We start from the raw sequence: 24,347 nt of genomic DNA on the forward strand, positions 1-24,347 counted from the left end.
AGTGTGCGGGGTGGAGCAGTTGGTAGCTCGTCGGGCTCATAACCCGAAGGTCATCAGTTCGAGTCTGGTCCCCGCTACCAAATTGAATTACGATTGAAGAATTAGGATTGACGATTTGATACAATAATCTTAATTCTAAAATCAACAACCGTCAATTTAAATGGCCCGTTCGTCTAGGGGTGAGGACGCCAGATTTTCATTCTGGAAACAGGGGTTCGATTCCCCTACGGGCTACAGAAAAACTGCATTGCCAAGAGCGGTTTTTTAATAAGTACCCAAAAAGAAGTGATGTGTGAGGGTTTATTACCCGAAGAATATAAACATCAAAAAATAGTGCGGGGTGGAGCAGTTGGTAGCTCGTCGGGCTCATAACCCGAAGGTCATCAGTTCGAGTCTGGTCCCCGCTACCTAGTTAAGTTACGATTGAAGAATTACGATTGACGATACCAATCTAAAATCCGAAATCTAAAATTGTAAATTAATTTGGCCCGTTCGTCTACCGGTTAGGACGCCAGATTTTCATTCTGGAAATAGGGGTTCGATTCCCCTACGGGCTACTTAAGGAAAAGTTCTTTATTGAACTTTTCCTTTTTTTATGCCTTTAATTATCTGATTTTTAAAATGTTGAATAATTAATATAGCGATTTAAAGGAGTTCGATTCTTTCTGTCAATTTTTACCGTTTTTTCGAAAAACTTCTCGGCACATTATCAGCGTACATTTTAGAGTTCGATTATCTTCGGGCTATTTTTTGTCGTGCTGACTTACAATTATTCCTTATCTATCTCATCAATGCTGTGATTTTGCAGCAACCATTATTTCTGATAAACGCAGCAAATCTTCGTCAAAAGTGTTCATCTTAGATAACTCTTCGGCTACAGACACAATATCAAGATTTTTTTGTTTCTGGCGACCACCATTTTATTCACCAGTTCGCATAATTCTCAGAAAACGAGGGATTGCCTAAGGAAACTCAATCCTTATAATAAAACTTCCTGATACTATTTTCTTCGGTTTTCCCGTCCTCAGTCACCCTATAACAAATCACAAACTCTAAAAGCGACTTATCATTATACTCATTGCGGTAAAGCACCTTTGCCATCTCCTCATCCTTCTCAGGATGCATCATTTTCGTTTCAACAATGTTGTCCTGGTTGTCAACTCTATCGATTGTAAGGTTGACTCTTTGTAGCTTAACAGTTGTCATATATTGCGCATTAAATATTGAAACAGCCCATTCCAAATTGTCTCGTTTTAGCTGATCATGCATGCTCGCCAGATCATAGTACCCCATCACCATCTCCACGTCCGGAACGAGGAAATGTTGCATAGTCCGCTCATTTCCCTTACGAATCGTTTCTTCTATTTTATATAGATGCAGTTTTGAATCATACCTGCCATAATACTCCGTTTTTTCAAGTTCCTTTTTCGCATTATAGAAAAATTTCATTTCTGAGGACAAATAGAGACTTTCCTTATTCTTGAGAAATTTTTGCTCTTTTGATAATAGATTATGCTGATGATGATACGAATAATGGATTTCATCAGAAAACTGATCATTGATAAATGTCGCTTTTGACAGCATGGTCTTGTCCTGATAGGTAAAATTAATTTTGGTAACAGTACCATCTACAGAGACTGACGTTTCCGAAACTTTCATACCATTCTGGTAAGTGTAACTATGAGAATACGTTGCCTTATCCTCGTCCCGGTAATTTTCAGCAATCAGTACTCCCTCTTCATACTTAAAATCCTGAACAGATGATGCTTCCTCTATCGAATACCAACCTGTTTTGCCCAATACCGTATGCCCTTGGGAAGTAAAATGAGCATAAGCCTTAGTACCGTTTTTATATTTAATCAAACGATAGTTTTCCCCTGTGTATTCATACACACCTAACTGGCCATGCTCCTTCCCGTCTGCCTTACTTACGTCTAAGGTTCCAATAATCTGTTGCTTGTCATTGTAAAATATTTCTTTGCTATACTGGGAATATTCGTCGCGGTAAATTTCTTTAGTGAGGGGCATAATTTATATATATTTAATTGTTAATTTAAATATATATAAAACAATGAGCCTGTCTAATAAATAATAAGATTGCAAAGGAAAACTGTAAAATTGTTAACTATCAATAGAGAATATAAATTATATGGTCATTAATACTAGCCAAAAGTACTAAGTCATCAGTAAGAGAGTTCGACAAATGTAACGCTTGGGCTACATTAAAAGCATCAATCTGATAAAGTTTGATGCTTTTTTTATGTCATTTTATTCTCGATTGTCGATCAAACAAAGCGAATAACGGATATTTCTGAACGGGTTGAATTATAAGGACGATGAGAGCAAGTTTAAATCCATCATGTAATCTTTTGGCTTAAATGACCATTTTATTTGTCCCACACTCACCTTAATTTGATGATTAAAGTATTTTATATTTGATCTTCAAAGACAGTAACACACTATACATAAAATAGAACTACATGAGAAAAATAATTTCATTTATGCACATATCGCTTGACGGCTTTGTGGCAGGGCCGAACGGAGAAATGGACTGGATTAAAGTTGATGAAGAAATTTTTGATTATGTAGGTAAGCGGATAAGCGAAGGCGACACTGCATTATATGGACGAGTAACTTATCAGATGATGGAAAATTACTGGCCTACGGAAGCAGACAGTCCAACAGCGACCAAGCACGATATTGAACATTCAAAATGGTATGCTAAAGTCTACAAAGTTGTTTTATCAAAAACAATGAAAGGAATGGATTTAACTAACACAAAAATTATTAGTGATAACCTTTCGGACAGCATAAATGAAATAAAACACCAGGCGGGCGGAGACATCTTGCTTTTTGGTAGCCCAACAGCAACACATTCACTTATTGAACAAAACTTAATTGATGGCTACTGGCTATTTGTTAATCCAATTATCCTTGGACAAGGCATTCCTTTGTTTGTAGACATCAAAGAGAAAATAAAACTAAACCTATTGGCTACTCGACAATTTACTTGCGGGGTAACTGAACTGAATTACACAGTAGACAGGCAATAACAATAAACTCCCTTCACCACTACGTTAATACAAACCCTTCTACTTTCGTTGAAGGGTTTTTTTGTGCTAATTACGCTCATCTAGCTATGGCACAAACGTTTGTGTTGTGTTTAGTCGTATCTCCTCTAATAAATAATTAACACAATATTTAAATTAAGCGATTAAGACAGGTCGGAAGCATGAAACCGAAAGATCATCATAACCCAATTTTAGCATAAGAAGGGATATAATCATTAATTCCCCAATAGATATGCGGCAAAAAATTACTGAAATCCACTAGTAGAGCACAACTCCTAACAATAATAATTTACGTGAATCTTTAGGGCTTAAAGTTTTTATACACAAACGTTTGCGTTGTGTTTTGCCATTTAACGGACTAGTAAAATGACTAAGTTATATTAAATACGCGAACGAGCGTAGGCTGCATTTATTATCCGATACATCACTATTAACTATAATATAACCTAAATCATGAAAAAACCAATTAAATCAATTTCAAGCCTATTTGTTTTGGCCCTACTTTTATTTACAAGTTCTTGTAAAAAAAATGAAGGGGGTGCAGAAGCTGCAACTTTAGATAAACTCGAAAGTGTAGCGGTAGCAGAACCTCAATCGCTAGGTGGCACTTCATTAACGGTCTCAATGGGTGGCAATGCTTTTGTAACTACCTTAGCACCAGGAAGTGGAGAAACAGTAACAACAACAACATTAGGAAACTGGACTAATGCAAATAGTATTTTCAGTTCTTATTTCAGGATCGGAAATACAGGATCGCTTACTGTTAAGGTTAAAGCCTCAGTACCATCAGGAACAAGCGTTTTAAAAATTACTGTCAATGGAACAATTTTTAACGTAACGGTAACAGGTGCTGCGTATACAACATATAATGTGGGTACGGTAAATATTGCTACACCAGGGTATGTCACTGTGAAATTCCAAGGGGTAACTAAAACTGGTTCTTATTTCGCAGATGTTTCAGATCTAGTGATAAGCGGTCCTTCGGTAGCTTCAAATGTTTACTATGCTAATGATCCTGCTAATTATTATTGGTCTAGAAGAGGACCATCAGTTCATTTAAATTATACAGCACAACCTAACACAGAATGGTTTTACAATGAAATTACTGTGCCAGCTGGTGAAGACAAAATTGGAAGTTATTATATGGCAAATGGATTCGATGGCGGATATTTTGGTATGCAGGTTAAATCAGCAACAGAGCGATGGATGATTTTTTCTGTTTGGAACCCATCTAATGGCACTACCACCTGGACAAGAAAAGGACCAGGTGTTGTTGCAACTACTTTTGCCGGAGAAGGGGAGGGTGGAAAGTCTTACCTGGTTTTTAATTGGCTTGCAGGAAATACCTATAAATTTTTAACTCAAGGGAAACCTGATGGATTGGGCAATACCATTTTCTCCTCATGGTTTTATGCGCCCGAACTTGGTGTATGGAAATTTATGGCTACTTGGAAAAGGCCTAATACCAATAGTTATTTAACGGCATTGCATTCATTTTTAGAGAACTTCGATGTTAATAAGGGTTATTTGGGCAGAAAAGCAGAGTATGGTAATCAATGGTTGCGTAATGCTGCAGGTACTTGGACAGAAATCACTTCAGCTACCTATACCGTAGATCCAACAGGCGGTAATCAACAGCGAATGGATTTTGCAGGTGGTTTATCTTCAGGGAAATTTTATTTACAGAATGGCGGATTTTTTGCCAACTATGTGGCAGCTAACCAAACATTTAATAGAACGCCGATAGGTACAGCTCCAACAGTAAATCTTACTACACTTCCGTAAATTTTTTGTGCAGATCAGGACGATGTATACTGATCTGCACTTTTTTTAAGCATCAACACTACATTAATAGTAAAAATGAACTTCTAAGATGTTTAACCCTCATTATTTAGGCGTTACAATGAAGGGAAATTGAGTAATTGAAAATTTTTTATCAAATTACTTTGAAATACAAAGTACTTTTACATACCTTTGTGTAAGCAAACAAATTAAGAGATAACCAAAAAATATTGATAACTTAAATAACCAAATCAAATGATACATTCAAAAAATTTAATAGCAAACTCAATTCATCCTGTTTCCTTAGCTAAACGAATGCTGCTAGGAGCGGGAATTGGTTTAGCCCTAGTCTCATTGTTTCTAATTGGATCAAGAGCAGAACCTGCATGGGGAAAACTATGGATGATTAGGCCATTAATTATGGTTCCCTTAGCTGGCGCAGGAGCCGGATTAATCAATTACATGATGGATGATTTTCGTGCTCAGGGCGGGTGGAAAAAAGCTTTGGCTATCGCATTTACCGTCGTGGCATACATTATCGCCTTATGGCTTGGTATTGTTTTAGGACTGGATGGCACATTGTGGGATTAAACCAATTGACCAAAATTAAGATTGACTTAAATTTCTAATTATAAACTCATGAAACAAGAAATACTCGCTCAGCTAAATGAGCCAAAGCAACTTGAAAAGTTATACAGAACCAATAAAGTGCTTTTTAAACGAGAGTTTAGTGAACTTTACCCAGAGCTAAAAGACAATGCAATTGCAGATTTCTGGAAGGAAAGACTAAGCTATGAAAGTGAAGGCATTAACTGGGGCACAGGCAGAGAATTGGTATTGGTAATCATCGCTTCCCTTGTGGCGGGTCTTATCGCTAAGTTACCAGCAATTTTTGCCATAAATGAAGATTTTTTCTATCCTAGAAATATTGGTTTTATCGTTTTCCCTTTGTTAACAGCTTACTTTGCCTGGAAAAATAAACTATCAACTCCTAAAATTGCTTTTATTGTTGTCGCAATTCTTGCTGGCTTAGTCTTTATCAATTTCTTTCCAGACCTTAAGAAAAGTGATACTTTAATTTTATCATGTATCCATTTACTCTTGTTTTTATGGTCTATATTAGGTTTTGCATTTGTTGGAGAGCAGGGAAATAATGAAGAAAAGCGTCTCGGCTTTTTAAAGTACAACGGCGATCTTGTAGTAATGACAACCCTGATTTTAATTGCGGGTGGAATTATGACTGGTGTAACCATTGGCCTTTTCTCCCTAATTGGTTTTAATATAGAAGAGTTTTATTTCAAAAACATTGCAATTTTGGGTTTAGCAGCTGCACCAATTGTTGGTACTTACCTTACTCAAACCAATCCGCAATTGGTAGGTAAAGTTTCTCCTGTAATTGCTAAGCTATTCAGTCCATTGGTAGCAGTAATGTTGGTTGTGTATTTAATTGCAATAGCTTATTCTGGTAAAAATCCTTACAATGACCGAGAATTTTTGCTGATTTTTAACGCTTTATTGATTGGCGTTATGGCAATTATCTTCTTTTCTATAGCCGAAACAGCTAAATCAACTAAAAATTATACTGGCGTCTGGGTGCTTGTGCTACTTTCTGTTGTTACCATAGTAGTTAATGGAGTTGCACTTTCAGCTATAGTATTCCGAATTTCAGAGTGGGGTTTTACACCAAATAGAACTGCGGTTTTGGGTGGCAATATTTTAATATTAATAAATCTGCTCTTGGTAACGGTGCAATTATTTAAGGTAATTTCCAAAAAAGCTGAGATTAATGGAGTAGGAAAAACAATAGCTTTCTACTTACCCGTTTATTTTATATGGACTATTATTGTAACTTTTGTTTTCCCATTGATATTTGGTTTTAAATAAAAGAATTACCTATAAAAGAAAAACCTTTCAAGCATCTTGAAGGGTTTTTTTATGACTACGCCCATGTCACTCTTAACCTCATGTCAGTCTGAGCCTGTCGAAGACCCTTGCATACCCTTCGACAAGCTCAGGGTGACAGCTGATGTTTAATGAATACACACTTATTAGTTAAGTTTATAGATAGAACTTTCACTTGTCAGTCTGAGCCTGTCGAAGACCTTTGCATACCCTTCGACAAGCTCAGGGTGACAACATACATTTAATGAATTTAACGGTTTAAATTTACAGATAGAGTTTTCACATATCAATCTGATTCCCATGTCAGTCTGAGCTTGTCGAAGACCCCTATTCAGTTGCACAGTTTAACCCCTTAAATTTAAAATGGCTTAGATGAACAAGCGGATTAATAATTACACTAATTTTGCTTGTAAATAACAGCAATGAAAGATTCAGAACAAAGACTTTTAAAACACCAAATTAAACCAACGGCAATGCGTTTGGTTGTTTTGAATTTTTTGTTAGATCAATCTGCAGCCCAAAGCCTCACCGATATAGAGTTAAAAATGGGAAGAACGGATCGGGTAACATTATACCGCACCATTAGAACATTTGAAGAAAATGGACTTGTACATCGCATTGAAGATGGAAGTGGGATAACCAAGTTTGCGTTATGTGCACCAGGCTGTAATGTAGAAGGCCATCATGACCTACACGTTCACTTTTATTGCTTAGAATGTAAAGAGACGCATTGCCTGCCAAAAACCCATATTCCAGAAGTGAAATTGCCAAGTACCTACAAAGTTTTAGAAACGCAATTGGTAGTTAAAGGCATTTGCTCAAATTGTAGCGAGTAATCTTTGCAATACCATTGCAATACAATTCCATGTAAATTTACAGCATGAAAGATTGTTGCAACCACGATGATATAGTAGAAATTAAGCACGAACATACGCACCCTAAATCAACAGCAGTGGCTGAAGATGAACATAGCCACGATCATGGCCAGGCTGATGGGCCGCAATGGAAGCAACATTTAGGTTTACTGATAGGTTTAGGCATATTGGTCTGTGTACTTGTAATGGATTATGGCTTTGGCATTCAACTTCCTAAATGGATTTCTCTTGCCGTAAATGCTTTCGCTTATCTTTTAGCAGGATGGGGAGTGCTTAAATTGGCAATCCGTAAAGTGATGAGGGGAGATATTTTCAATGAATTTGTACTCATGAGTGTGGCTACTTTAGGTGCTTTTTACATCGGAGAATATGCAGAAGGTGTAGCAGTAATGGTATTTTATTCAATAGGAGAATGGTTTCAAGATGCTGCGGTTGATAAAGCAAAAGCAAGCATCAAAGCGTTGTTAGACATTAGACCAGATGAAGTAACTGTAATTAGAGATGGAAGCGCTAAAGTTCTCAATGCCAGAACAATCAAATTAGATGAGATTATACAAGTAAAAGCCGGAGAAAAAGTAGGGCTTGATGGCGAACTACTATCTAATCAAGGTGCTTTCAATACTGCGGCATTAACAGGCGAAAGTAGACCCGATACGAAATACAAAGGTGATACTGTACTTGCAGGAATGATCAATTTAAATACCGTTTCAGAAATTAAGGTAACAGCCCTTTTTCAAGATAGTAAGTTGAGCAAGATTTTAGAAATGGTTCAAGATGCTTCTTCCCGCAAATCTCAAACCCAACTTTTCATCTCTAGGTTTGCAAAAGTCTATACCCCAATTGTATTCTTTTTGGCATTGGCATTAGCCCTCATTCCATATTTAGTAGTAGAAAATTATGTGTTTAACGATTGGTTGTATAGGGCTTTGGTGTTTTTAGTTATCAGTTGCCCTTGCGCATTGGTGGTCTCTATTCCCTTAGGCTATTTTGGTGGAATTGGTTTAGCCTCTAAAAATGGAATCCTTTTTAAGGGTGGAAATTTTTTAGATGTAATGACTAAAATTAACACCATTGTGATGGATAAAACCGGAACATTAACCAAAGGTGTTTTTAAAGTTCAGAAAGTAGTAGTTGCTGATGGGATAAGTGAAAAAGAGCTAATTAAGCTTGCAGCCATTTTAGAAAGTAATTCAACTCATCCGGTAGCTAAAGCCATTGTTGATTATGTTGGAGAAGCAATTGGTGACGAAAAGGCTACTGAGGTAGAAGAAATTGCCGGGCATGGCTTGGTAGGTATAATTGGCGATAAAGAGGTACTCACAGGAAATTTGAAGCTCTTAAAAAAATACGACATCAACTATCCGAAAGAGCTAACAGAAATTATAGATACCATTGTAGTGCTTGCTATAAATAAGAAATATGCAGGTTACATTACCATTGCCGATGAGATTAAGGAAGATGCAAAAGAAGCCATTAGGCAAATGCACGCACTCAACATCAAAACGGTAATGCTTTCTGGAGATAAACAAGCTGTAGCAGATCAGGTAGCAAAAATAGTAGGAATTGATAATGCTTATGGCGATTTGTTGCCAGAGGGGAAAGTAGCAAAAGTAGAAGCGCTAAAAAATGAGGGTAGACACATTGCATTTGTTGGTGACGGTGTAAACGATGCTCCTGTAATTGCTTTAGCAGATGCAGGGATTGCCATGGGCGGTTTAGGGAGTGATGCGGCAATAGAAACTGCTGATATTGTTATTCAGAATGACCAGGTCTTAAAAATTGTTACAGCACTTAAAATTGGCAAACTCACCCGTAACATTGTTTGGCAAAATATCGGTTTAGCCATGTCGGTTAAAGTTGCCGTTTTATCATTGGGAGCTTTTGGTGTAGCTAATCTGTGGGAGGCAGTAATTGCTGATGTTGGAGTAGCTTTTCTGGCAATTTTAAATGCAGTCAGAATTCAGCGGAAGAAGGTTTAGTTTCCAATGGCATAGATGACCATAAAATTGTGACATTTGGGCATAAAATCGTATATTTGATTAATTATTCTCATCCGACGAATACGTCGAAATTTCAATTATTATCTTAGTTTACAGCGACCTTAAGGCGACATTACGGCGACCTTACCGCGACATATATTCTAGTTTGCTTCGTATCTAGCCCTATAGCTCCCCCTATATCGGTTATAAATAAGTCTTATTATCTAATTTGTTCTTACTAGCTGTTATTTTAAAAATTGCTTTTTTCTCGAACGATTGCTTAACCAATCACGATTATGATATGAGTATAACAACTTACAAAATACAACACAGCTTTTACACAGCTCATTTAATTGATAATGCTAAACAAGTTATATTTGAGCCTAAACCTTATACTTTCTATGAGCCATATTTTAGATAATCCTATTTATCATGCTTTAATTTCTGGTCATAGTGCTTTTGCAAAAGGTAAGGGAAATGCAAAATATTACAGCACAGCAGTTGCTTTATTTGCAGGGCTTAAAAATAATGATGATCAGGATTTTGAAACACTTTATAGGCATAGCCCTGAGGAAAGTAAATTTATTGTCTTTTCTCCAATTCAACTCCAAATACCAGCTAAATGGAAACTGATGAACCACATTGATATGCTTCAGTTGGTATATGAGGGAAAAGATATACCAAAGGGAGAAGAGAAAGATTATAAAGATTTATCAGATCATCATGTAGATGAAATGATAGAATTAGTAAAACTTACCCAACCCGGACCTTTTTTAGCAAGAACAATAGATTTTGGTAATTATACAGGTGTGTTTAAAGATGAGAAATTAGTGGCTATGGCAGGCCATCGTTTTAATCCGGTTCCATATACCGAAATTAGCGCGGTTTGCACCCATCCAGAACATTTGGGCAATGGCCATGCTTATCATCTTTTGCGTGAACAAATTAAACGAATACTAGGTAAATCTGAAATTCCCTTTTTACATGTTAGAAATGACAATGTTGGCGCCATCAAATTATATGAGAAAATTGGCTTTAAAATCAGAAAAAGTATGATTGCTTATGTGATACAAAAAGCCTGACATTTACGCATACAGAATGTTTCTAAATTAAAATGAGATTCGATGGTATCATTCCATTCATCTAGCTTTGTTTGAAACAAAAAGAAATGTCGAAAACTAAACTTACAATCAATAATAACGGTTCTGTTAAAATAGAAGGCGATTTTGAAATCGTTGATAGAAATGGCGATACATACGGCTTACAAGGAAGAACAGTACTTTCCATCTGCCGTTGCGGACTTTCTAAAAATAAACCTTTTTGTGATGGGTCTCATAATGGCCACTTTGAGCACGAAGCCATTGCTTTTGATTTGCCTCCTAAAAAAGTTTAGGTTCTTTCTCTATTCACTAATACTTTCTCTCCTTGCTTTTTTTATCAGTGCTATTTCTGTAAGGGCATAGCTATGCCTAGTCATTTCTACTTCTTAAACGCTAAAATTACGCTATTTTACAGTTTTTTTTTCTTGCGCATTAAGCGTATTGGCTAAAATCTTAAATAATCGTCACGTGAATATTACAGAGCTTTTTAGCGTGAATTTTCTTGCGGATTAAGCGTATCAAAAAATATATAACTAACTAATAATAAGCATTTTACGTTAATTTTTATTTTGCATTTGTTATTTTTTAGAATAGCTTTACTCCCAGCATAATTTAATTAAGCATTACCAAATCACGCTCATTTAGTTCCTCATGTTATTCATTTTAATAGCAAATAATGTGATACTGGGCGCATTGGAAAATTAGTGTTTAATTAATAGAGAGGGAGCAACTAGGCTTATTGCCTAGGGTTTTGTGACGTAATTATTTAACCAAATATAAACATGAGAAAAACAGTTACCCTACTTGTAAGTATGGTCCTAACTGCCTTTACATTTTGTTACGCACAAGATGTAGTGATTAAAGGTAGTATCAAGGACAAAAGTGGAGCTCCAATACCTGGAGTATCCGTAAACGTTAAAAATTCAAAAATAGCGACTTCCTCCAACGGCGAGGGTGTGTATGCTATTGGTGCAGCTCCCAATGCAACGTTAGTTTTTACAATGCTTGGCTTCAAAACACAGGAGGTTCCAGTTAACAATAGAACTCAAATTAATATCGAATTAATTGAAGCTGTAAATGAGTTGTCAGATGTGGTGGTTATTGGGTACGGAACAGCTCGAAAGAAAGATATAACTGGTGCTGTTTCAAGTGTTAGGGCAACACAGCTGGAAAATGAAAATCCACAAAGTGTAGCAGACATTTTAAAAGGAAACATTCCGGGCTTAAGCGTTGGTATGAATACGAGTGCAAAAGGAGGGGGCGATTTACTAGTGAGGGGAAAAACATCGCTAACTGCTGGCACATCTCCACTAATTATTCTTGATGGAGTGATTTATATCGGTCAGTTATCAGATATCAACCCAAATGACATTGAAACAATTGATGTTTTAAAAGATGCAAGTTCATTGGCTGTATATGGTTCAAAAGCTGCTACTGGAGCGGTTGCCATCACTACTAAAAAAGGAAAATCAAGCACGCCAACAATTAATTTCAATACCAACTACGGAATTGCAACACTTTCAAAAGATCAGCCAGTTTATGATGGGCCAGGTTTTCTTTTGTGGAGGGCTGATGTATTAAGGGCTCCTGGAACTCAACCGGCTTACATCTATAACGATCCTAACAATTTACCCGCAGGCGTTACATTAACGCAATGGTTAAATGGTCAAACGAGTACAAATCCAACAGACTTATGGTTAAGTCGTTTGGGCTTATTAGCAAACGAAAAAGCAAATTACTTGGCCGGAAAAGAAACGGACTGGTATGATCTATTATTCCGTACAGGCCAACGTCAAGACCATACCGTAAGCATGTCTGGTAGAAAAGAAGAGCTTAATTATTACATGTCTTTGGGTTATCTAAAAAACGAGAACTTAATTGAAGGTGGAGAATTTAGTACTTTCAGAACAAGAGTAAATTTAGAAGCAAAGGCAGCTAAGTTTTTAACTTTAGGTTTAAATCTGCAATATGCTGATCGTGATGAAGGGGCAATTGAAGCAGATTGGGGTCAGTTGACAAACCTATCTCCTTATGGAGATTTTTATAACGCTGATGGAACGCTAAGAAGAATTCCTACAGATGATAATGGTCTAAATGCTAGAAATCCATTTCTAAATCCAACCTATAATAGCAGGATGGTTAAACAAAATACTTTATTTGGTAGTTTGCTGGTAAAAGCAGAATTACCATTTGGAATTGTTTATTCCCTAAATTTTAGTCCGGGAATAGATATGTACCGTACTTTTAACCATTCGTCATCAAAAAATCCAAACGTAACAGTTCTTGGAGGTTCTGCATCAAGGGCTCAAGAAACTCGTTACAATTGGCAAGCAGATAATCTATTAAAATGGAATAGAACAATAGGAAAAATACATAATTTTGATGTTACCTTATTGGCAAATGCAGAGAAATTCCAATCATGGTATACCTCATCTAGCAATGAAGGTTTTGCACCTAGCGATATATTAGGTTACCATAATCTAGGAAGTGGTATTAAACCATCAATTACAAGTGATGATAATGTGTATACGGGCAATGCGCTAATGGGAAGGTTAAACTACTCATTAATGAGCAGGTACAACTTTACATTTACGGCTCGTAAAGATGGATATTCTGGCTTTGGAGATAAAAATAAAAGTGCAACATTTACTTCTGCTGCAGTAGCTTGGACCTTTACCGAAGAAGAATTTATGAAACCTATTACTTGGCTTAACTTCGGTAAAATTAGAGTTTCTTACGGGTTCAATGGAAATAGGGTTTCAGATCCTTATGCTAACCTATTCTCAGTAGATGCCGGAAAATATCAAGCAGTGAACACAAGTGGAGCAGCTGCAGAGGTTAATTCAATTGTAATTGCCAATAGAATTGGAAATCCAAATTTAGCTTGGGAAAAAACCAAAGCATTAAATGTTGGTTTAGACTGGGCTATTTTAAACAATAGAGTAAGCGGTGCTTTCGAATACTACGATAAAAAAACTTCAGATTTAATCATTAGCCAAACCCTTCCTGATGTATCAGGCTATAATAATGTGTTTTCTAATATTGGTGCAGTAAGCAATAAAGGTTTTGAGATTTCTGTAAACAGCAGAAACCTAACATCTGGTAAAGTGCTTTGGAATACTTCTATGAACTTCTCGCTAAACAGAAACAAGATTATTAAACTGGCAACGCCTAATAATGATTTAGGAAATGGTTGGTTTATTGGACAGGATATTGATGTAATTTGGGATTACAAAATTCTAGGTGTATGGCAAGAAAATGAAGTGGCTGAAGCTAATAAATTTAACAAAGGCATTAAACCGGGTGATTTTAAATTGCAAGATATTAATGGTGATTATGCTTACTCTGATGTTGATAAGCAATTTTTAGGATACCGTAACCCTAGGTTCACTTGGGCAATGAGAAATGAGTTTAATCTTTTCAAAAGTTTCGATGTTTCATTTCAGTTGATTTCTAACTGGGGTCAAAAAGCACAAGATAATCAAAGGTTAAATCAACCAGGAAGTGTTGGTTTTGGTCGTACCAGTTCATACATATTACCGTATTGGACACCTCAAAATCCAACAAACGAATATGCTCGTTTAGGCTCTAATTTTAGTGGTGTTAACTTTAATGTATACAGCAAAAGCTCGTTTATTAGGTTAAATACTGTTGCCATTGCTTATACAATTCCTAAATCATTACTTGAGAAAGTGAAAGTACAAACTGCTAAAGTTTACTTTAACATTAATAATGCTGCCGTTTACTCACCAGATTGGAACCAGTGGGATCCTCAAAATAATGGGCCAACACCAACTTATTACACTTTGGGCTTAAATCTTTCTTTATAATCAATTGACCGATATGAAAACTTTAAATAAAAAATTAATAATTGCAGTATTATTTCTCACAGTAGTGAGTAGCTGTAAAAAGTCATACCTAGACTCAGAATACCTTTCGAAATTTGAACCTGAGTTTGCATACAATAGTGTATCAGGTATGAAAGGGGCTTTGGCCGGATTAGGAGCTAATACAAAAAGAGAATTTTTTGATGATATGGCACCAATAGTTACCGAGGCTATATTTTCTGATGTTGCGGTAGACGGAACGACAGATAAAAGCACCCAAGCTCAGGATATGGATACCCGTGTTACGCCAGATGCTAACTTGAATAGCCCAGATTTTAACCGTATTGGTTTTTATTGGACGGAAGGTTTCAGAGGTGTAAGATATGCTAACTCTATCATCAGCAACATCAATACCCCTACTTATAAAAATGATGCAGAAAAAAATGCAATCCTTGGATCTGCATATTTTTATCGTGCTTATTATTATTATCGTTTAGTGCACCAATTTGGTGATGTGCCCCTAATCTTGAAAGATTTAACCGAGCCAAAGCTTGATTATTTCTCTACAAAAAGAGAGGTTATTCTTAAGCAAATGAAATCAGATTTATTATTTGCACAAACTTGGGTGCTTGATGCAGTTGATAAAGGAGAAGTTACCAAAGGTGCGGTTAGTCATTTATTAACTAAAGTTAATTTGGCCTTAGGTGATTTTGATGATGCAATTACTTCCGCCAATAATGTAATAAATGGTGGCAAATACGGCTTAATGACAACACGTTTTGGAAGTACCGCATCAGATGCTACAAAAAATGTGATTTGGGATTTGCATAGAATGGATAACAAGGCACTTGCAACAAATAGAGAAGCTTTGTTTTTAGTGATTGATAGAGAAACATTGGCAGGGGCTACAGCGAATGGCTCTCAAGTAATGCGTAATTGTGTGCCTGCATGGCATTTTGCTAACTTGAAAACACCAAGTGGTTTAACACAGGCAATAGTAGATGGTGTTACTGTAGAAATCCCTTTAACATTGATGTATGGAAGAGGAATCGGAAGGTATCGTGGGACATCATATAGTACCAAACATATATGGACAGACAATACAGATTATCGCCATGCACCAGGCATGTGGGTGAACATGACCGATTTGGTTTATAATAATCCAGCCCTTAAAAACTCATCAAACCCTACGGAAAAAGCACTTTATGGAAAACCATTGGTAGATGTAACTGCTGGTAACGTTAACAATATGTTTTTAAATAAAGGTTTAGATACCATTCGCCACTTTTTTGGATGGCCGCACTACAAAACTTTCATTAACTCTACCAATGCATTAGCAGTTGATAAATATTGGTCGCCACCAAGAGGTACAAATACAGATTGGTATGTTTTCAGGCTAGCTGAAACCTATTTGTTGCGTGCAGAAGCTTATTATTGGAAAAATAATTTAGGGTTGGCAATGGCCGATATCAATCAGGTTAGAGCCCGAGCTAATGCAACCTTACTTACAAATGCATCTACTATCACTATCGGAACAATTTTAGATGAAAGAGCAAGAGAACTCTACTATGAAGAGCCTCGTAAAACTGAGTTAACGCGTATAGCTTATATTTTTGCCCAAACTGGTCAGCCTGCATATAATGGCAAAACCTATAATTTGGCTGCTTTCTCAGACAATAACTTTTTCTACGATAGAATTATCGAAAAAAATGATTTTTACAGAAATAAAGTGCCAACTATTTCCGGTGTAAACTTTAAAATATCTCCTTTTCACGTTTTATGGCCAGTACCAGGAACAGCTCAACGTTTCAACACACAAGGCCGTATCAACCAAAATAAAGGTTATACAGGATATGAAAACAATGTTCCGGCATTGGATAAAATTCCTTAAAATACAATTTAGTTAAGTTTGTTTAGTAAGAAAGGCAGTACTTTAATAAGTCTGCCTTTTTTTATTGCTCCACATCATCTAGCATACTAACTAACTTTTGCTAACCTTGCTTTTTTTAAGCAGTGCGCCTAACCCAAAAGCAGGCCCAATTGCTAAAAACATATAAATGTACTGGGCATCTATCTTATTTCTTAGTGCGTCAATAAATTGTATGCTAATTATAGTTAAGGCAAAGCCGATACAGTTTACAATGGTTAAAGAAGTCCCCTTAGTTGCATCTGGTGCATTTTGTGCAACCAAAGTAGAAAATAGAGGAGAATCTGCAATTACTGCCATACTCCATATCAATAAGAAAGTTAGTAATACAACGGATGAAGAACTGACTAAAATAAGTGGAGAAATGATGCAACATAGACCTGAAATAGCCAATGAAATTGTTGCAATTTTCTTGGCCCCGAAACGTTCAGCAATCAGCCCACTAAATAAACAAGCTAAACTACCTACAACAATAATTACAAATGATAAAAGAGAAACATCTAGGTTAGTGTTAAGGTGCCGATTATTGTAGGTAGTTAAGATAACCGGAACAAAGACCCAAAAAGAATAAAGCTCCCACATGTGTCCGAAGTACCCAAATGCTGCAGATTTAAATTTTTCATTTTTAAAACTCTGCATAAAGCTGTTTAACTTTAGTTTTTGACTAGTTTTGCGAAAGGGTCCATCAGGAACTAAAAACAACATGGCGAAACCACCAATTGTTGAAAGTAATGATGTAGAATAGATAACATATTTCCAAGGCAATGTTGCCAACATACTTTTTAAAAAATGGGGAAATGCAGTGCCAATAACTAAAGCTCCTACTAAAAAGCCTAATGATTTCCCCAATCCTTTTTGGTAGTGGTCTGCTGCAATTTTCATCCCAATGGGATAAATGCCAGCAAGCAGAAATCCAGTTAAAAATCTAAACAACATTAACTCTACTGAACTAATTTCATTTAGGGTAATGCCCAAATTAATTACAGCAGAAATTATAGCACAGCTAAAGAATATTTTTGAGGGAGAAAACCGGTCTGAAATTGCCAAAACCGCGAAGGCTAATGTACCTGTAATAAAACCTAAAAGTACAGCACTTGTAAGGTAGGCTAAATAGCTATTAGATAAGTTGAAACGAAGTGCAATATCAGCCATTACGGCATTTCCTGCAAACCACAATGAAGTACAGAAAAACTGAGAGATAACAATTGTGGGTAAAATCCTGTTCATTAAAAAAGCATTAATTTTTTAAAAATAATGCTTTAAATAAGTAATATGCAATAATGTTAGGAGCGGATGTATTTTTTTCTAAAATCAAATTTTGCAGGTAGTTTGGTAATTAAAACAAGTGCACCTACCGTCATTATGATTTGAATTACAATAAGTGATATCGCTACCGTATCGGCGCCTGTGGATACTGTAATGTCACAAAGCTTATATATGTTTCTGGCAATTAAAATAAGTAATAAGTATTTGCCTATTGCAAAGCGTCTTTTAATAAGAATAGCAGAAAAATACCTTAAAACCAACACTAATCCAGCTATAATTAAATCTTCTGTGCTAGTAAGCCCGCGAACAAAAACATTAATGAATCCAAGTACGAAAGTGCAAAGCACTAAATTGGATGCAATGTTGTAATAATCTAAAAACTTTACTTTCATAAGCATTAATTAAATTTAGGGAGATTGGTAAATATCGATATTTAATTATACAGCAGCAAATTTTTTTACAGTAATAATCACTTAAAGTGTTAACTACTAATTTTTTACGAGTTTATATTAAGGTCTAACAACTCTATTTTTGATAAGAATTTGCAGAATTTTTTAATATAATGAGCTATTGTTGTTTAAATTTTAGGTTTTTAAATGATTTGAATTTATATTCGTTTATTAAAAAACATTCCATGAAAAAATTAATTTTCCTATTTACACTAGTGCTAGGTTTCATTGCAATTACAGCTATGAAAATTGATACAGAACCTCAATTTAAGTTTGTTGAACCAAATGGTCACGATTTTGGGAAAATTATACAGGGGAAACCAGTTTCGGTAGAAATGAAATTTACCAATATAGGTGATAAACCTTTAATTATTAGCAGTGTAGAGCCAACTTGTGGATGTACAATAGCTAAGTTTACCACCACACCTGTGTTAAAGGGCAAAATGGGCTCAATTACTTTAACCTATAATGCAGCAGCATTGGGTACATTTAATAAAAATGTTACCGTTAAATCTAATGCAACAGAACCTTCAAAGGCTGTTTATTTTAAAGGTGAAGTTATTGCAGAGTCAACAACAACAAAAACATCTTCTAAATAATACCACTATCCCTTTTTATTTACTAACTGCTACAGATGAATAATCCAGTATTAAAATTAAATGAACAAGGTAGGGGTGCTTTCCTCATTTTGGATGGAGAAGAGCAATTAGGAGAAATGGCGCTGGCTATTTTCGATAAGGAAATGGTTGTTTACCATACCGAAGTTTTGCCTAAAGCAGAAGGACAAGGTTTAGCAAAGTTGATGCTAAATGCAATGGTTGCCTATGCAAGAGAAAAAGGTTTAAAAGTTACGCCACTTTGTCCCTATGTACATGCTCAATTTAAAAGGCATCCAGCAGACTTTGAAGATATTTGGAATAAAGCCAAAGAAGATCAGTAAAGTACAATAGTTCAGCATGTTTGTCAGCCGTTTCCTTAGTAAAAAACGGTTTTAAAACTTGCATTTAAGGAGTAAATTAATCTAGTTTCCTTTTAAAATACAAACTTAAGTTTATTTTAATTATTTGATAAATAGATATTTAAATATAAGTTAAAATATTTTTTATACTCACGTAGGGGTAAAGCTTCTTTTCGTTGTCTCATTTTAAAATCAGACAAAAAAATGAAAATTACTCCCAACGAAAACAATAATTTTAAAGCTAAAACTAGATTTAGTCTCTCATTCTTCAAAGCCATTATATTGCTGGCATTTTTAACCAGCGGATATATTGGCAAAGCTCAACAGCAAAATTCAACAAAAGTACATGTTGGTTTAATTTATCCGATAAGCAGCAATGGCAAACATGCTGTATTAGACACAAATAACCTTTCGATAAATTTATTAGCCGGAGTTTCGTCTGTAGAAAAAGGCTTTGCTTTTGCAGGTGTTGCCAATATAGTACGTAACGATACTTACGGTACTCAGTTTGCAGGTTTCTATAATCATATTGGTCAAAAAGCAAATGGTGCATTACTTGCAGGTTTTGCAAACACCTATCATGAAGGAGATGGCGCTGCATTTGCAGGCTTTGCTAATATTGCCCATGGAAATTTAAGAGGCGTACAATTTGCAGGATTTACCAATGTGGCCATGAATGTTAATGGGGCTCAATTTGCAGGTTTTCTTAATAAGTCATCAAACATTAAAGGCCCTCAAATGGCTGGTTTTATGAACATTGCAAAAAATGCTTCAAGCTCACAGTTAGCAGGTTTTATGAACAAGGCAAAAGATGTAAAAGGTTCGCAATTTGCTGGGTTTATCAATATTGCTAGAAAAGTTAAAGGCACACAAATAGCCGGTTTCATTAACATTGCAGACAGTAGCGATTTTCCGATTGGTATCCTCAACTTTGTTAAAAACGGAGAAAAAAGCATTGGGCTTAGTGCAGATGAAAATCAGACAACCATGCTCACTTTCAGGTCTGGTGGTAGAACTTTATATGGCATACTTGGAGTTGGCTATAACTTTAAAAACGAAGATGAAGTTTATGCTTTCGAAGCTGGCTTTGGGGCTCATTTCTTTCAATCTAGCACCTTCAGGCTTAATGTCGAATTAACAGGAGGTTCAATAGAAAGCTTTAAAGAAGGCGAATATTTTAAAACATCTTTTAAGCTTTTGCCTGCCCTTAAACTTGGTAAACATCTCGAAATCTTCGGTGGACCTGCTTTGAATTTTGTAAGCACAAACACAATTGAAGGCAAGGCTTTAAATCCAAAAAAACATATTGAACAATGGCAAAATCAACGGTCTGATTTTCAGCAGACTCTATATGTTGGCTATGGAGGCGGTATCAATATCATTTTTTAAATCACCAATTATTAACACACACAGATCTTACTATTATGAAAAAATTAATCACAGTTAGTTTTATAGCCATTATATGCTTAACCTCTTGTGAAAAGGATAGGATTACTGCAGATGGTAATGTAATTTCAGAAACAAGGAATCCAGGAACTTTTACTAAAATTTATACCAGCGGATCTAACAATGTTCATGTCAATTATGGAAATGAATATAAAGTAGAACTTAAAGGCTCTGGCAACTTGATACCTTACTTTAAAACCAATGTTGTAAACGGAAAACTGCACTTAAGTTATGAACATGTTAATGTTAAACGGAATGACATTGAAATATTTGTTACCATGCCAACCATTAAAAGTGTAGCTATAAGTGGAAGTGGAACAATTGGTCTAAATGGAAATTTTCCATTCATTGATTTTTTAAGTTTTGAGATCAGTGGCTCTGGAGATATTATTGCCAAAAGCAATATGCTTGTTGAGGAAATGGACATTAACATTTCTGGGTCTGGTAAGGCAGACGCTGAAAAAATAACATGTGATTATGCTGATGTTACTATTTCTGGAAGTGGAGATGCAAAAATTAGGATTAAAGATAAGCTGAAAGCATTTATTAGTGGCAGCGGTAAGGTCTATTATTCAGGCAATGCAACAGTAGAATCCCACATCAGTGGATCTGGCAAAGTAATCAAACTTTAAAGCTAAGATTATGATCAACCTTCAACCTTATTTGCAATATTTCAGCTCTATTTTTGGAGCTGAAAAAATTGCCTTAACAGATGTATATCATTTACAAAGTAATGCTCCAAACCTAATGGTTTATACCATGCCCGCAATTATTTTATTTACTGTTTTAGAGTTTGTTGGATCATATTTTAGCGAACATAAAACTTATGAGAACAAAGAAACACAGGGGTCGTTATGGGTTGGTTTGGGCAATTTAATAGTAAATCTATTAATGAAAACCGTGTTAATAACTGGGGCCATTTGGATTTATAATCAACTCTCATGGCGAATTGAATTGAACTGGTGGACGCTAATCGCTTGTTTCATTGCTTATGATTTTTGTAGTTATTGGTCGCACAGATTTTCTCATTACAATCGTTTCTTTTGGGCAACACATGTGGTACATCATTCGGCTGAGCATTACAATTTAACGGTAGCTTTTAGGCAAAGCTGGGTGCAGCATTTTAAAACTATATTTTTTATTCCGGTTGCACTAATAGGGTTTCATCCGGTAATATTTTTTGTGGCAAGTCAACTAAGTACACTTTATCAGTTTTGGGTACACACAGAAGCTATAGGCAAATTGCATCCATTTTTTGAGAAGTACTTCGGCACACCTTCAAATCATCGTGTACATCACGGAAGTCAAGAGAAATATTTAGATAAAAACTTTGGTGCTACGTTGATGATTTGGGATCATATTTTTGGCTCTTTTCAATATGAAGAAGAAAAACCTGTATATGGATTAACAACTCCAGTAGAGAACAAAACCAATCCGTTTGTACTTAATTTCCATGAATATAGAGATATGCTATATGATGTAAAACATAGCGATGGAATTAAAGAAATGTTGTTCTTTATTTTTGCTAGTCCGGCAAAAATATACAAGCATAAATTAAACAAGGTTGAAAAATCAGTGCTAAAAACTAAAAAAGTAAATACAATAGCAATTAAAACCGTGGTTATTTTATTGATGCTTGTGTTAAGCCAATTGGTTATTGCACAAGAACCTAAACAAGCTAATTTGCCAGTACCAAGGGGGAAAGATTTACTGTTTTTTTTACAAAGAACCCCTGATGCAAACACCGTAATTTATGAGCTCAATTATGAAGCAGATGGTTCAATAAATTATAAGTCGCCAGTTAAAGGCTCTTGGATTAGATATACTGAAAATGGCAGGTGTAAAGATTTAACAGCTATTGAAAAAAGGTTTGCTTATGGTGTAAAATGTAAAGCAATTGGTAATGGAGCCTTTGAGATCAGATTGGCTGCATATCAGAAAATGGCCATGTATTTATTAAAATCTGAAGAAGACCAGCAATATAGAATGTACATTAAAGATGAAGGCAAAAATTTATTGCTAAAAAGAGTTTTTGTAAAGGTTAAGGGTGGTTCTTTTTGGTTTCCAAAAGTAGAATATATAGATCTTTTTACCACAAGCAGTGCAAATGGAATAGAGATTTTAAAAAGAATTAATTTGGGTTAAATTTAAGAATCATGCTTAAGCTTAAAAACCAATATATTTGAAACAACAAGAGAACAAGTGAATTTAACGCAAACAATTCCTATAAATACGTATAACGATCAATCTTTTGAGCACTTATTTAAAGCTCACTATAAGGCTTTGCATGCTTATGCCAACATGATTTTAAAAGACTTAGACCTTGCAGAAGAAATAGTGCAAAATATGTTTTTAAGATTTTGGGAGAAAAGAGATTTGTTAAATGTAGAGACTTCGATTAAAGCTTATTTATATAAAAGCATTTATAACGATAGCCTCAATTATTTAAAGCATGAAAAAGTGAAAGTAAAATACCAGGATTTTACAAAAAACACGACAAGCGAATTAAGTGAATCTGCCGCTGCTAAAATAGAATTAACTGAATTGCAATTTAACTTAAGGATTGCATTAAATGAATTACCAGAGCAATGCAGAACAATATTTCAGATGAGCAGATTTGAAGAACTAAAATATAGGGAAATTGCTGAACAATTGGGCATATCTATAAAAACGGTAGAAAACCAAATGGGTAAGGCACTTAAAATTTTGCGTTTGAAATTGGTAGATTTCCTGATTTTATTCTTAATAGGAATGGCTCATTATAAAGATTTTATAAATTAATGGAAAGCATGAACGATGAATTATTGATAAAGTTTCTGCTTAAAGAAACTAACGAGGAAGAAAATGCTGAAGTGCAAAATTGGTTATCGGCCAGTACCGAGAACGCAACTTATTTTGCCCAATTTGAAAAAATATGGGATGCTAGTGACGATTTAAATGAACAAACAGTTGTTGATGAAAATGAAGCTTGGGTTAAGTTTAAGGCCAAAACAGTGGCTATTCCAGTTAAGAAAGAGACTATAGTTAAGCCATTAAAAAGAAATTATACATGGTTAAAAATTGCCGCTGTTTTTGTAATTGCAATTGGTACTTGGTCAGCTTATAATTTCTTTGCAGCAACCTATAAAGACATTGTTTCTGGAAATGAGATCATCAGTCAAACACTTCCAGATGGTTCTGAATTAACAATCAATAAAAATTCTGAAATCAGCTTTGCCAGAAATTTTAGAAATAACAGAAGTGTACATTTAAAAAAGGGAGATGTTTTCTTTAATGTTGCACACGACAAGAGTAGTCCTTTTGTAATTGAAATTGATAAGGTTGCTGTAGAAGTTGTGGGCACATCATTTAATATCAAACACCTAAAAGATCAAATTGAAGTAGTTGTAGAAAGCGGAATTGTTAAAGTTTCTTTGGGTAATGAAGAAGTTAAACTAATTAAAGGAGAGCGAATTTTAATAGATGCAAATACTAAAAAACTAATCAAAAATAAAAGTGAAGATCAGTTATATAACTATTACAGAACACAACTTTTTATTGCCAATAATACACCGCTTCCTAAGTTAGTAGAAGTTTTAAATGAAGCCTACGGTAGCCATATTGTATTAACGGATGATGTTAAAAACTTAACCATTTATATCACATTAGAATTAGGTTCTTTAGAAAATAACCTAAAGTATATCTGCGATGTATTGAAATTAAAAGTTTCTCGTAACCAACAAGAAATTCTGTTGTCTAATAAATAGTAATGAACAGCAAACTACT

20 protein-coding genes and 4 tRNA genes are annotated in these 24,347 nt (G+C 35.2%); 21 read left to right on the top strand and 3 right to left on the bottom strand.

Annotated features, from left to right (window positions below; translation table 11 throughout):
• Nucleotides 1-4: 4 nt before the first annotated feature.
• The 4 genes from FA048_RS06010 to FA048_RS06025 all read left to right on the top strand — a co-directional run bounded on the left by FA048_RS06010 (nt 5) and on the right by FA048_RS06025 (nt 557).
• Nucleotides 5-80, top strand: a tRNA-Met gene (locus tag FA048_RS06010).
• Between the two features lie 82 nt (nt 81-162).
• A tRNA-Glu gene (locus tag FA048_RS06015) sits at nt 163-234 on the top strand.
• 100 nt (nt 235-334) lie between these two features.
• A tRNA-Met gene (locus FA048_RS06020) sits at nt 335-407 on the top strand.
• A 78-nt stretch (nt 408-485) separates the two neighbouring features.
• Nucleotides 486-557, top strand: a tRNA-Glu gene (locus FA048_RS06025).
• A 415-nt stretch (nt 558-972) separates the two neighbouring features.
• Here FA048_RS06025 and FA048_RS06030 read toward each other — a convergent pair.
• The gene (locus tag FA048_RS06030) at nt 973-2,028 is read right to left on the bottom strand and encodes a hypothetical protein (RefSeq protein ID WP_136839288.1); all 1,056 of its coding nucleotides are present in this window, start codon (nt 2,026-2,028) and stop codon (nt 973-975) included.
• Nucleotides 2,029-2,480: 452 nt separating this feature from the next.
• On the opposite strand from FA048_RS06030, the gene FA048_RS06035 reads away from it, so the two are divergent.
• The 10 genes from FA048_RS06035 to FA048_RS06080 all read left to right on the top strand — a co-directional run bounded on the left by FA048_RS06035 (nt 2,481) and on the right by FA048_RS06080 (nt 16,427).
• Nucleotides 2,481-3,053, top strand: coding sequence for a dihydrofolate reductase family protein (locus FA048_RS06035; RefSeq protein ID WP_136839289.1), 573 nt, complete (start codon nt 2,481-2,483; stop codon nt 3,051-3,053).
• Between the two features lie 471 nt (nt 3,054-3,524).
• Nucleotides 3,525-4,856: a DUF3472 domain-containing protein gene (locus FA048_RS06040; RefSeq protein ID WP_136839290.1), complete on the top strand. Its 1,332-nt coding sequence runs from the start codon at nt 3,525-3,527 to the stop codon at nt 4,854-4,856.
• A 252-nt stretch (nt 4,857-5,108) separates the two neighbouring features.
• The gene (locus FA048_RS06045) at nt 5,109-5,444 is read left to right on the top strand and encodes a potassium transporter KefB (RefSeq protein WP_136839291.1); all 336 of its coding nucleotides are present in this window, start codon (nt 5,109-5,111) and stop codon (nt 5,442-5,444) included.
• Nucleotides 5,445-5,492: 48 nt separating this feature from the next.
• Nucleotides 5,493-6,737 (top strand): hypothetical protein, encoded by a 1,245-nt coding sequence (locus FA048_RS06050; protein ID WP_136839292.1) that lies wholly within the window; start codon nt 5,493-5,495, stop codon nt 6,735-6,737.
• A gap of 440 nt (nt 6,738-7,177) precedes the next feature.
• A complete protein-coding gene (locus FA048_RS06055; RefSeq protein WP_136839293.1) occupies nt 7,178-7,591 on the top strand; it encodes a Fur family transcriptional regulator in 414 nt (137 codons plus the stop codon).
• 44 nt (nt 7,592-7,635) lie between these two features.
• The gene (locus FA048_RS06060; RefSeq protein WP_136839294.1) at nt 7,636-9,609 is read left to right on the top strand and encodes a heavy metal translocating P-type ATPase; all 1,974 of its coding nucleotides are present in this window, start codon (nt 7,636-7,638) and stop codon (nt 9,607-9,609) included.
• A gap of 401 nt (nt 9,610-10,010) precedes the next feature.
• The gene (locus tag FA048_RS06065) at nt 10,011-10,691 is read left to right on the top strand and encodes a GNAT family N-acetyltransferase (protein ID WP_169306815.1); all 681 of its coding nucleotides are present in this window, start codon (nt 10,011-10,013) and stop codon (nt 10,689-10,691) included.
• Nucleotides 10,692-10,777: 86 nt separating this feature from the next.
• Nucleotides 10,778-11,002 (top strand): CDGSH iron-sulfur domain-containing protein, encoded by a 225-nt coding sequence (locus FA048_RS06070; RefSeq protein ID WP_136839296.1) that lies wholly within the window; start codon nt 10,778-10,780, stop codon nt 11,000-11,002.
• A gap of 489 nt (nt 11,003-11,491) precedes the next feature.
• Complete coding sequence (locus tag FA048_RS06075) at nt 11,492-14,539, top strand: SusC/RagA family TonB-linked outer membrane protein (protein ID WP_136839297.1); 3,048 nt, start codon at nt 11,492-11,494, stop codon at nt 14,537-14,539.
• A 13-nt stretch (nt 14,540-14,552) separates the two neighbouring features.
• Nucleotides 14,553-16,427 (top strand): RagB/SusD family nutrient uptake outer membrane protein, encoded by a 1,875-nt coding sequence (locus tag FA048_RS06080; RefSeq protein WP_136839298.1) that lies wholly within the window; start codon nt 14,553-14,555, stop codon nt 16,425-16,427.
• Between the two features lie 90 nt (nt 16,428-16,517).
• Here FA048_RS06080 and FA048_RS06085 read toward each other — a convergent pair whose 3' ends face one another.
• Nucleotides 16,518-17,690, bottom strand: coding sequence for an MFS transporter (locus FA048_RS06085; RefSeq protein WP_136839299.1), 1,173 nt, complete (start codon nt 17,688-17,690; stop codon nt 16,518-16,520).
• Between the two features lie 56 nt (nt 17,691-17,746).
• On the bottom strand, nt 17,747-18,121 hold the full coding sequence (locus tag FA048_RS06090) for a hypothetical protein (protein WP_136839300.1): 375 nt from the start codon (nt 18,119-18,121) through the stop codon (nt 17,747-17,749).
• Nucleotides 18,122-18,363: 242 nt separating this feature from the next.
• Here FA048_RS06090 and FA048_RS06095 point away from each other — a divergent pair, with 242 nt between their 5' ends.
• From FA048_RS06095 to FA048_RS06125, 7 genes are all read left to right on the top strand, one after another.
• Complete coding sequence (locus tag FA048_RS06095; protein ID WP_136839301.1) at nt 18,364-18,777, top strand: DUF1573 domain-containing protein; 414 nt, start codon at nt 18,364-18,366, stop codon at nt 18,775-18,777.
• A gap of 35 nt (nt 18,778-18,812) precedes the next feature.
• Nucleotides 18,813-19,118, top strand: a complete 306-nt coding sequence (locus FA048_RS06100; RefSeq protein WP_136839302.1) for a GNAT family N-acetyltransferase — start codon at nt 18,813-18,815, stop codon at nt 19,116-19,118.
• 222 nt (nt 19,119-19,340) lie between these two features.
• Nucleotides 19,341-20,525: a hypothetical protein gene (locus FA048_RS06105; RefSeq protein WP_205943426.1), complete on the top strand. Its 1,185-nt coding sequence runs from the start codon at nt 19,341-19,343 to the stop codon at nt 20,523-20,525.
• A 35-nt stretch (nt 20,526-20,560) separates the two neighbouring features.
• Nucleotides 20,561-21,214 carry a head GIN domain-containing protein gene (locus tag FA048_RS06110; protein WP_136839303.1) on the top strand — a complete coding sequence of 218 codons (654 nt, stop codon included), beginning with the start codon at nt 20,561-20,563 and terminating at the stop codon, nt 21,212-21,214.
• Nucleotides 21,215-21,224: 10 nt separating this feature from the next.
• Nucleotides 21,225-22,727: a DUF4833 domain-containing protein gene (locus tag FA048_RS19690; RefSeq protein WP_169306816.1), complete on the top strand. Its 1,503-nt coding sequence runs from the start codon at nt 21,225-21,227 to the stop codon at nt 22,725-22,727.
• A gap of 57 nt (nt 22,728-22,784) precedes the next feature.
• On the top strand, nt 22,785-23,363 hold the full coding sequence (locus FA048_RS06120; protein WP_205943427.1) for an RNA polymerase sigma-70 factor: 579 nt from the start codon (nt 22,785-22,787) through the stop codon (nt 23,361-23,363).
• Nucleotides 23,363-24,328 carry a FecR family protein gene (locus FA048_RS06125; protein WP_136839304.1) on the top strand — a complete coding sequence of 322 codons (966 nt, stop codon included), beginning with the start codon at nt 23,363-23,365 and terminating at the stop codon, nt 24,326-24,328. Before FA048_RS06120 ends, FA048_RS06125 begins: the two co-directional genes overlap by 1 nt.
• Nucleotides 24,329-24,347: the final 19 nt, after the last annotated feature.

This window comes from Pedobacter polaris (assembly GCF_005116505.1).
Classification (GTDB): Bacteria; Bacteroidota; Bacteroidia; order Sphingobacteriales; family Sphingobacteriaceae; genus Pedobacter; species Pedobacter polaris.

Coding starts and splice junctions, on each gene's coding strand:
- FA048_RS06030 (WP_136839288.1), bottom strand. CDS start 2,028: ATGCCCCTCACTAAAGAAATTTACCGCGACGAATATTCCCAGTATAGC.
- FA048_RS06035 (WP_136839289.1), top strand. CDS start 2,481: ATGAGAAAAATAATTTCATTTATGCACATATCGCTTGACGGCTTTGTG.
- FA048_RS06040 (WP_136839290.1), top strand. CDS start 3,525: ATGAAAAAACCAATTAAATCAATTTCAAGCCTATTTGTTTTGGCCCTA.
- FA048_RS06045 (WP_136839291.1), top strand. CDS start 5,109: ATGATACATTCAAAAAATTTAATAGCAAACTCAATTCATCCTGTTTCC.
- FA048_RS06050 (WP_136839292.1), top strand. CDS start 5,493: ATGAAACAAGAAATACTCGCTCAGCTAAATGAGCCAAAGCAACTTGAA.
- FA048_RS06055 (WP_136839293.1), top strand. CDS start 7,178: ATGAAAGATTCAGAACAAAGACTTTTAAAACACCAAATTAAACCAACG.
- FA048_RS06060 (WP_136839294.1), top strand. CDS start 7,636: ATGAAAGATTGTTGCAACCACGATGATATAGTAGAAATTAAGCACGAA.
- FA048_RS06065 (WP_169306815.1), top strand. CDS start 10,011: ATGAGCCATATTTTAGATAATCCTATTTATCATGCTTTAATTTCTGGT.
- FA048_RS06070 (WP_136839296.1), top strand. CDS start 10,778: ATGTCGAAAACTAAACTTACAATCAATAATAACGGTTCTGTTAAAATA.
- FA048_RS06075 (WP_136839297.1), top strand. CDS start 11,492: ATGAGAAAAACAGTTACCCTACTTGTAAGTATGGTCCTAACTGCCTTT.
- FA048_RS06080 (WP_136839298.1), top strand. CDS start 14,553: ATGAAAACTTTAAATAAAAAATTAATAATTGCAGTATTATTTCTCACA.
- FA048_RS06085 (WP_136839299.1), bottom strand. CDS start 17,690: ATGAACAGGATTTTACCCACAATTGTTATCTCTCAGTTTTTCTGTACT.
- FA048_RS06090 (WP_136839300.1), bottom strand. CDS start 18,121: ATGAAAGTAAAGTTTTTAGATTATTACAACATTGCATCCAATTTAGTG.
- FA048_RS06095 (WP_136839301.1), top strand. CDS start 18,364: ATGAAAAAATTAATTTTCCTATTTACACTAGTGCTAGGTTTCATTGCA.
- FA048_RS06100 (WP_136839302.1), top strand. CDS start 18,813: ATGAATAATCCAGTATTAAAATTAAATGAACAAGGTAGGGGTGCTTTC.
- FA048_RS06105 (WP_205943426.1), top strand. CDS start 19,341: ATGAAAATTACTCCCAACGAAAACAATAATTTTAAAGCTAAAACTAGA.
- FA048_RS06110 (WP_136839303.1), top strand. CDS start 20,561: ATGAAAAAATTAATCACAGTTAGTTTTATAGCCATTATATGCTTAACC.
- FA048_RS19690 (WP_169306816.1), top strand. CDS start 21,225: ATGATCAACCTTCAACCTTATTTGCAATATTTCAGCTCTATTTTTGGA.
- FA048_RS06125 (WP_136839304.1), top strand. CDS start 23,363: ATGGAAAGCATGAACGATGAATTATTGATAAAGTTTCTGCTTAAAGAA.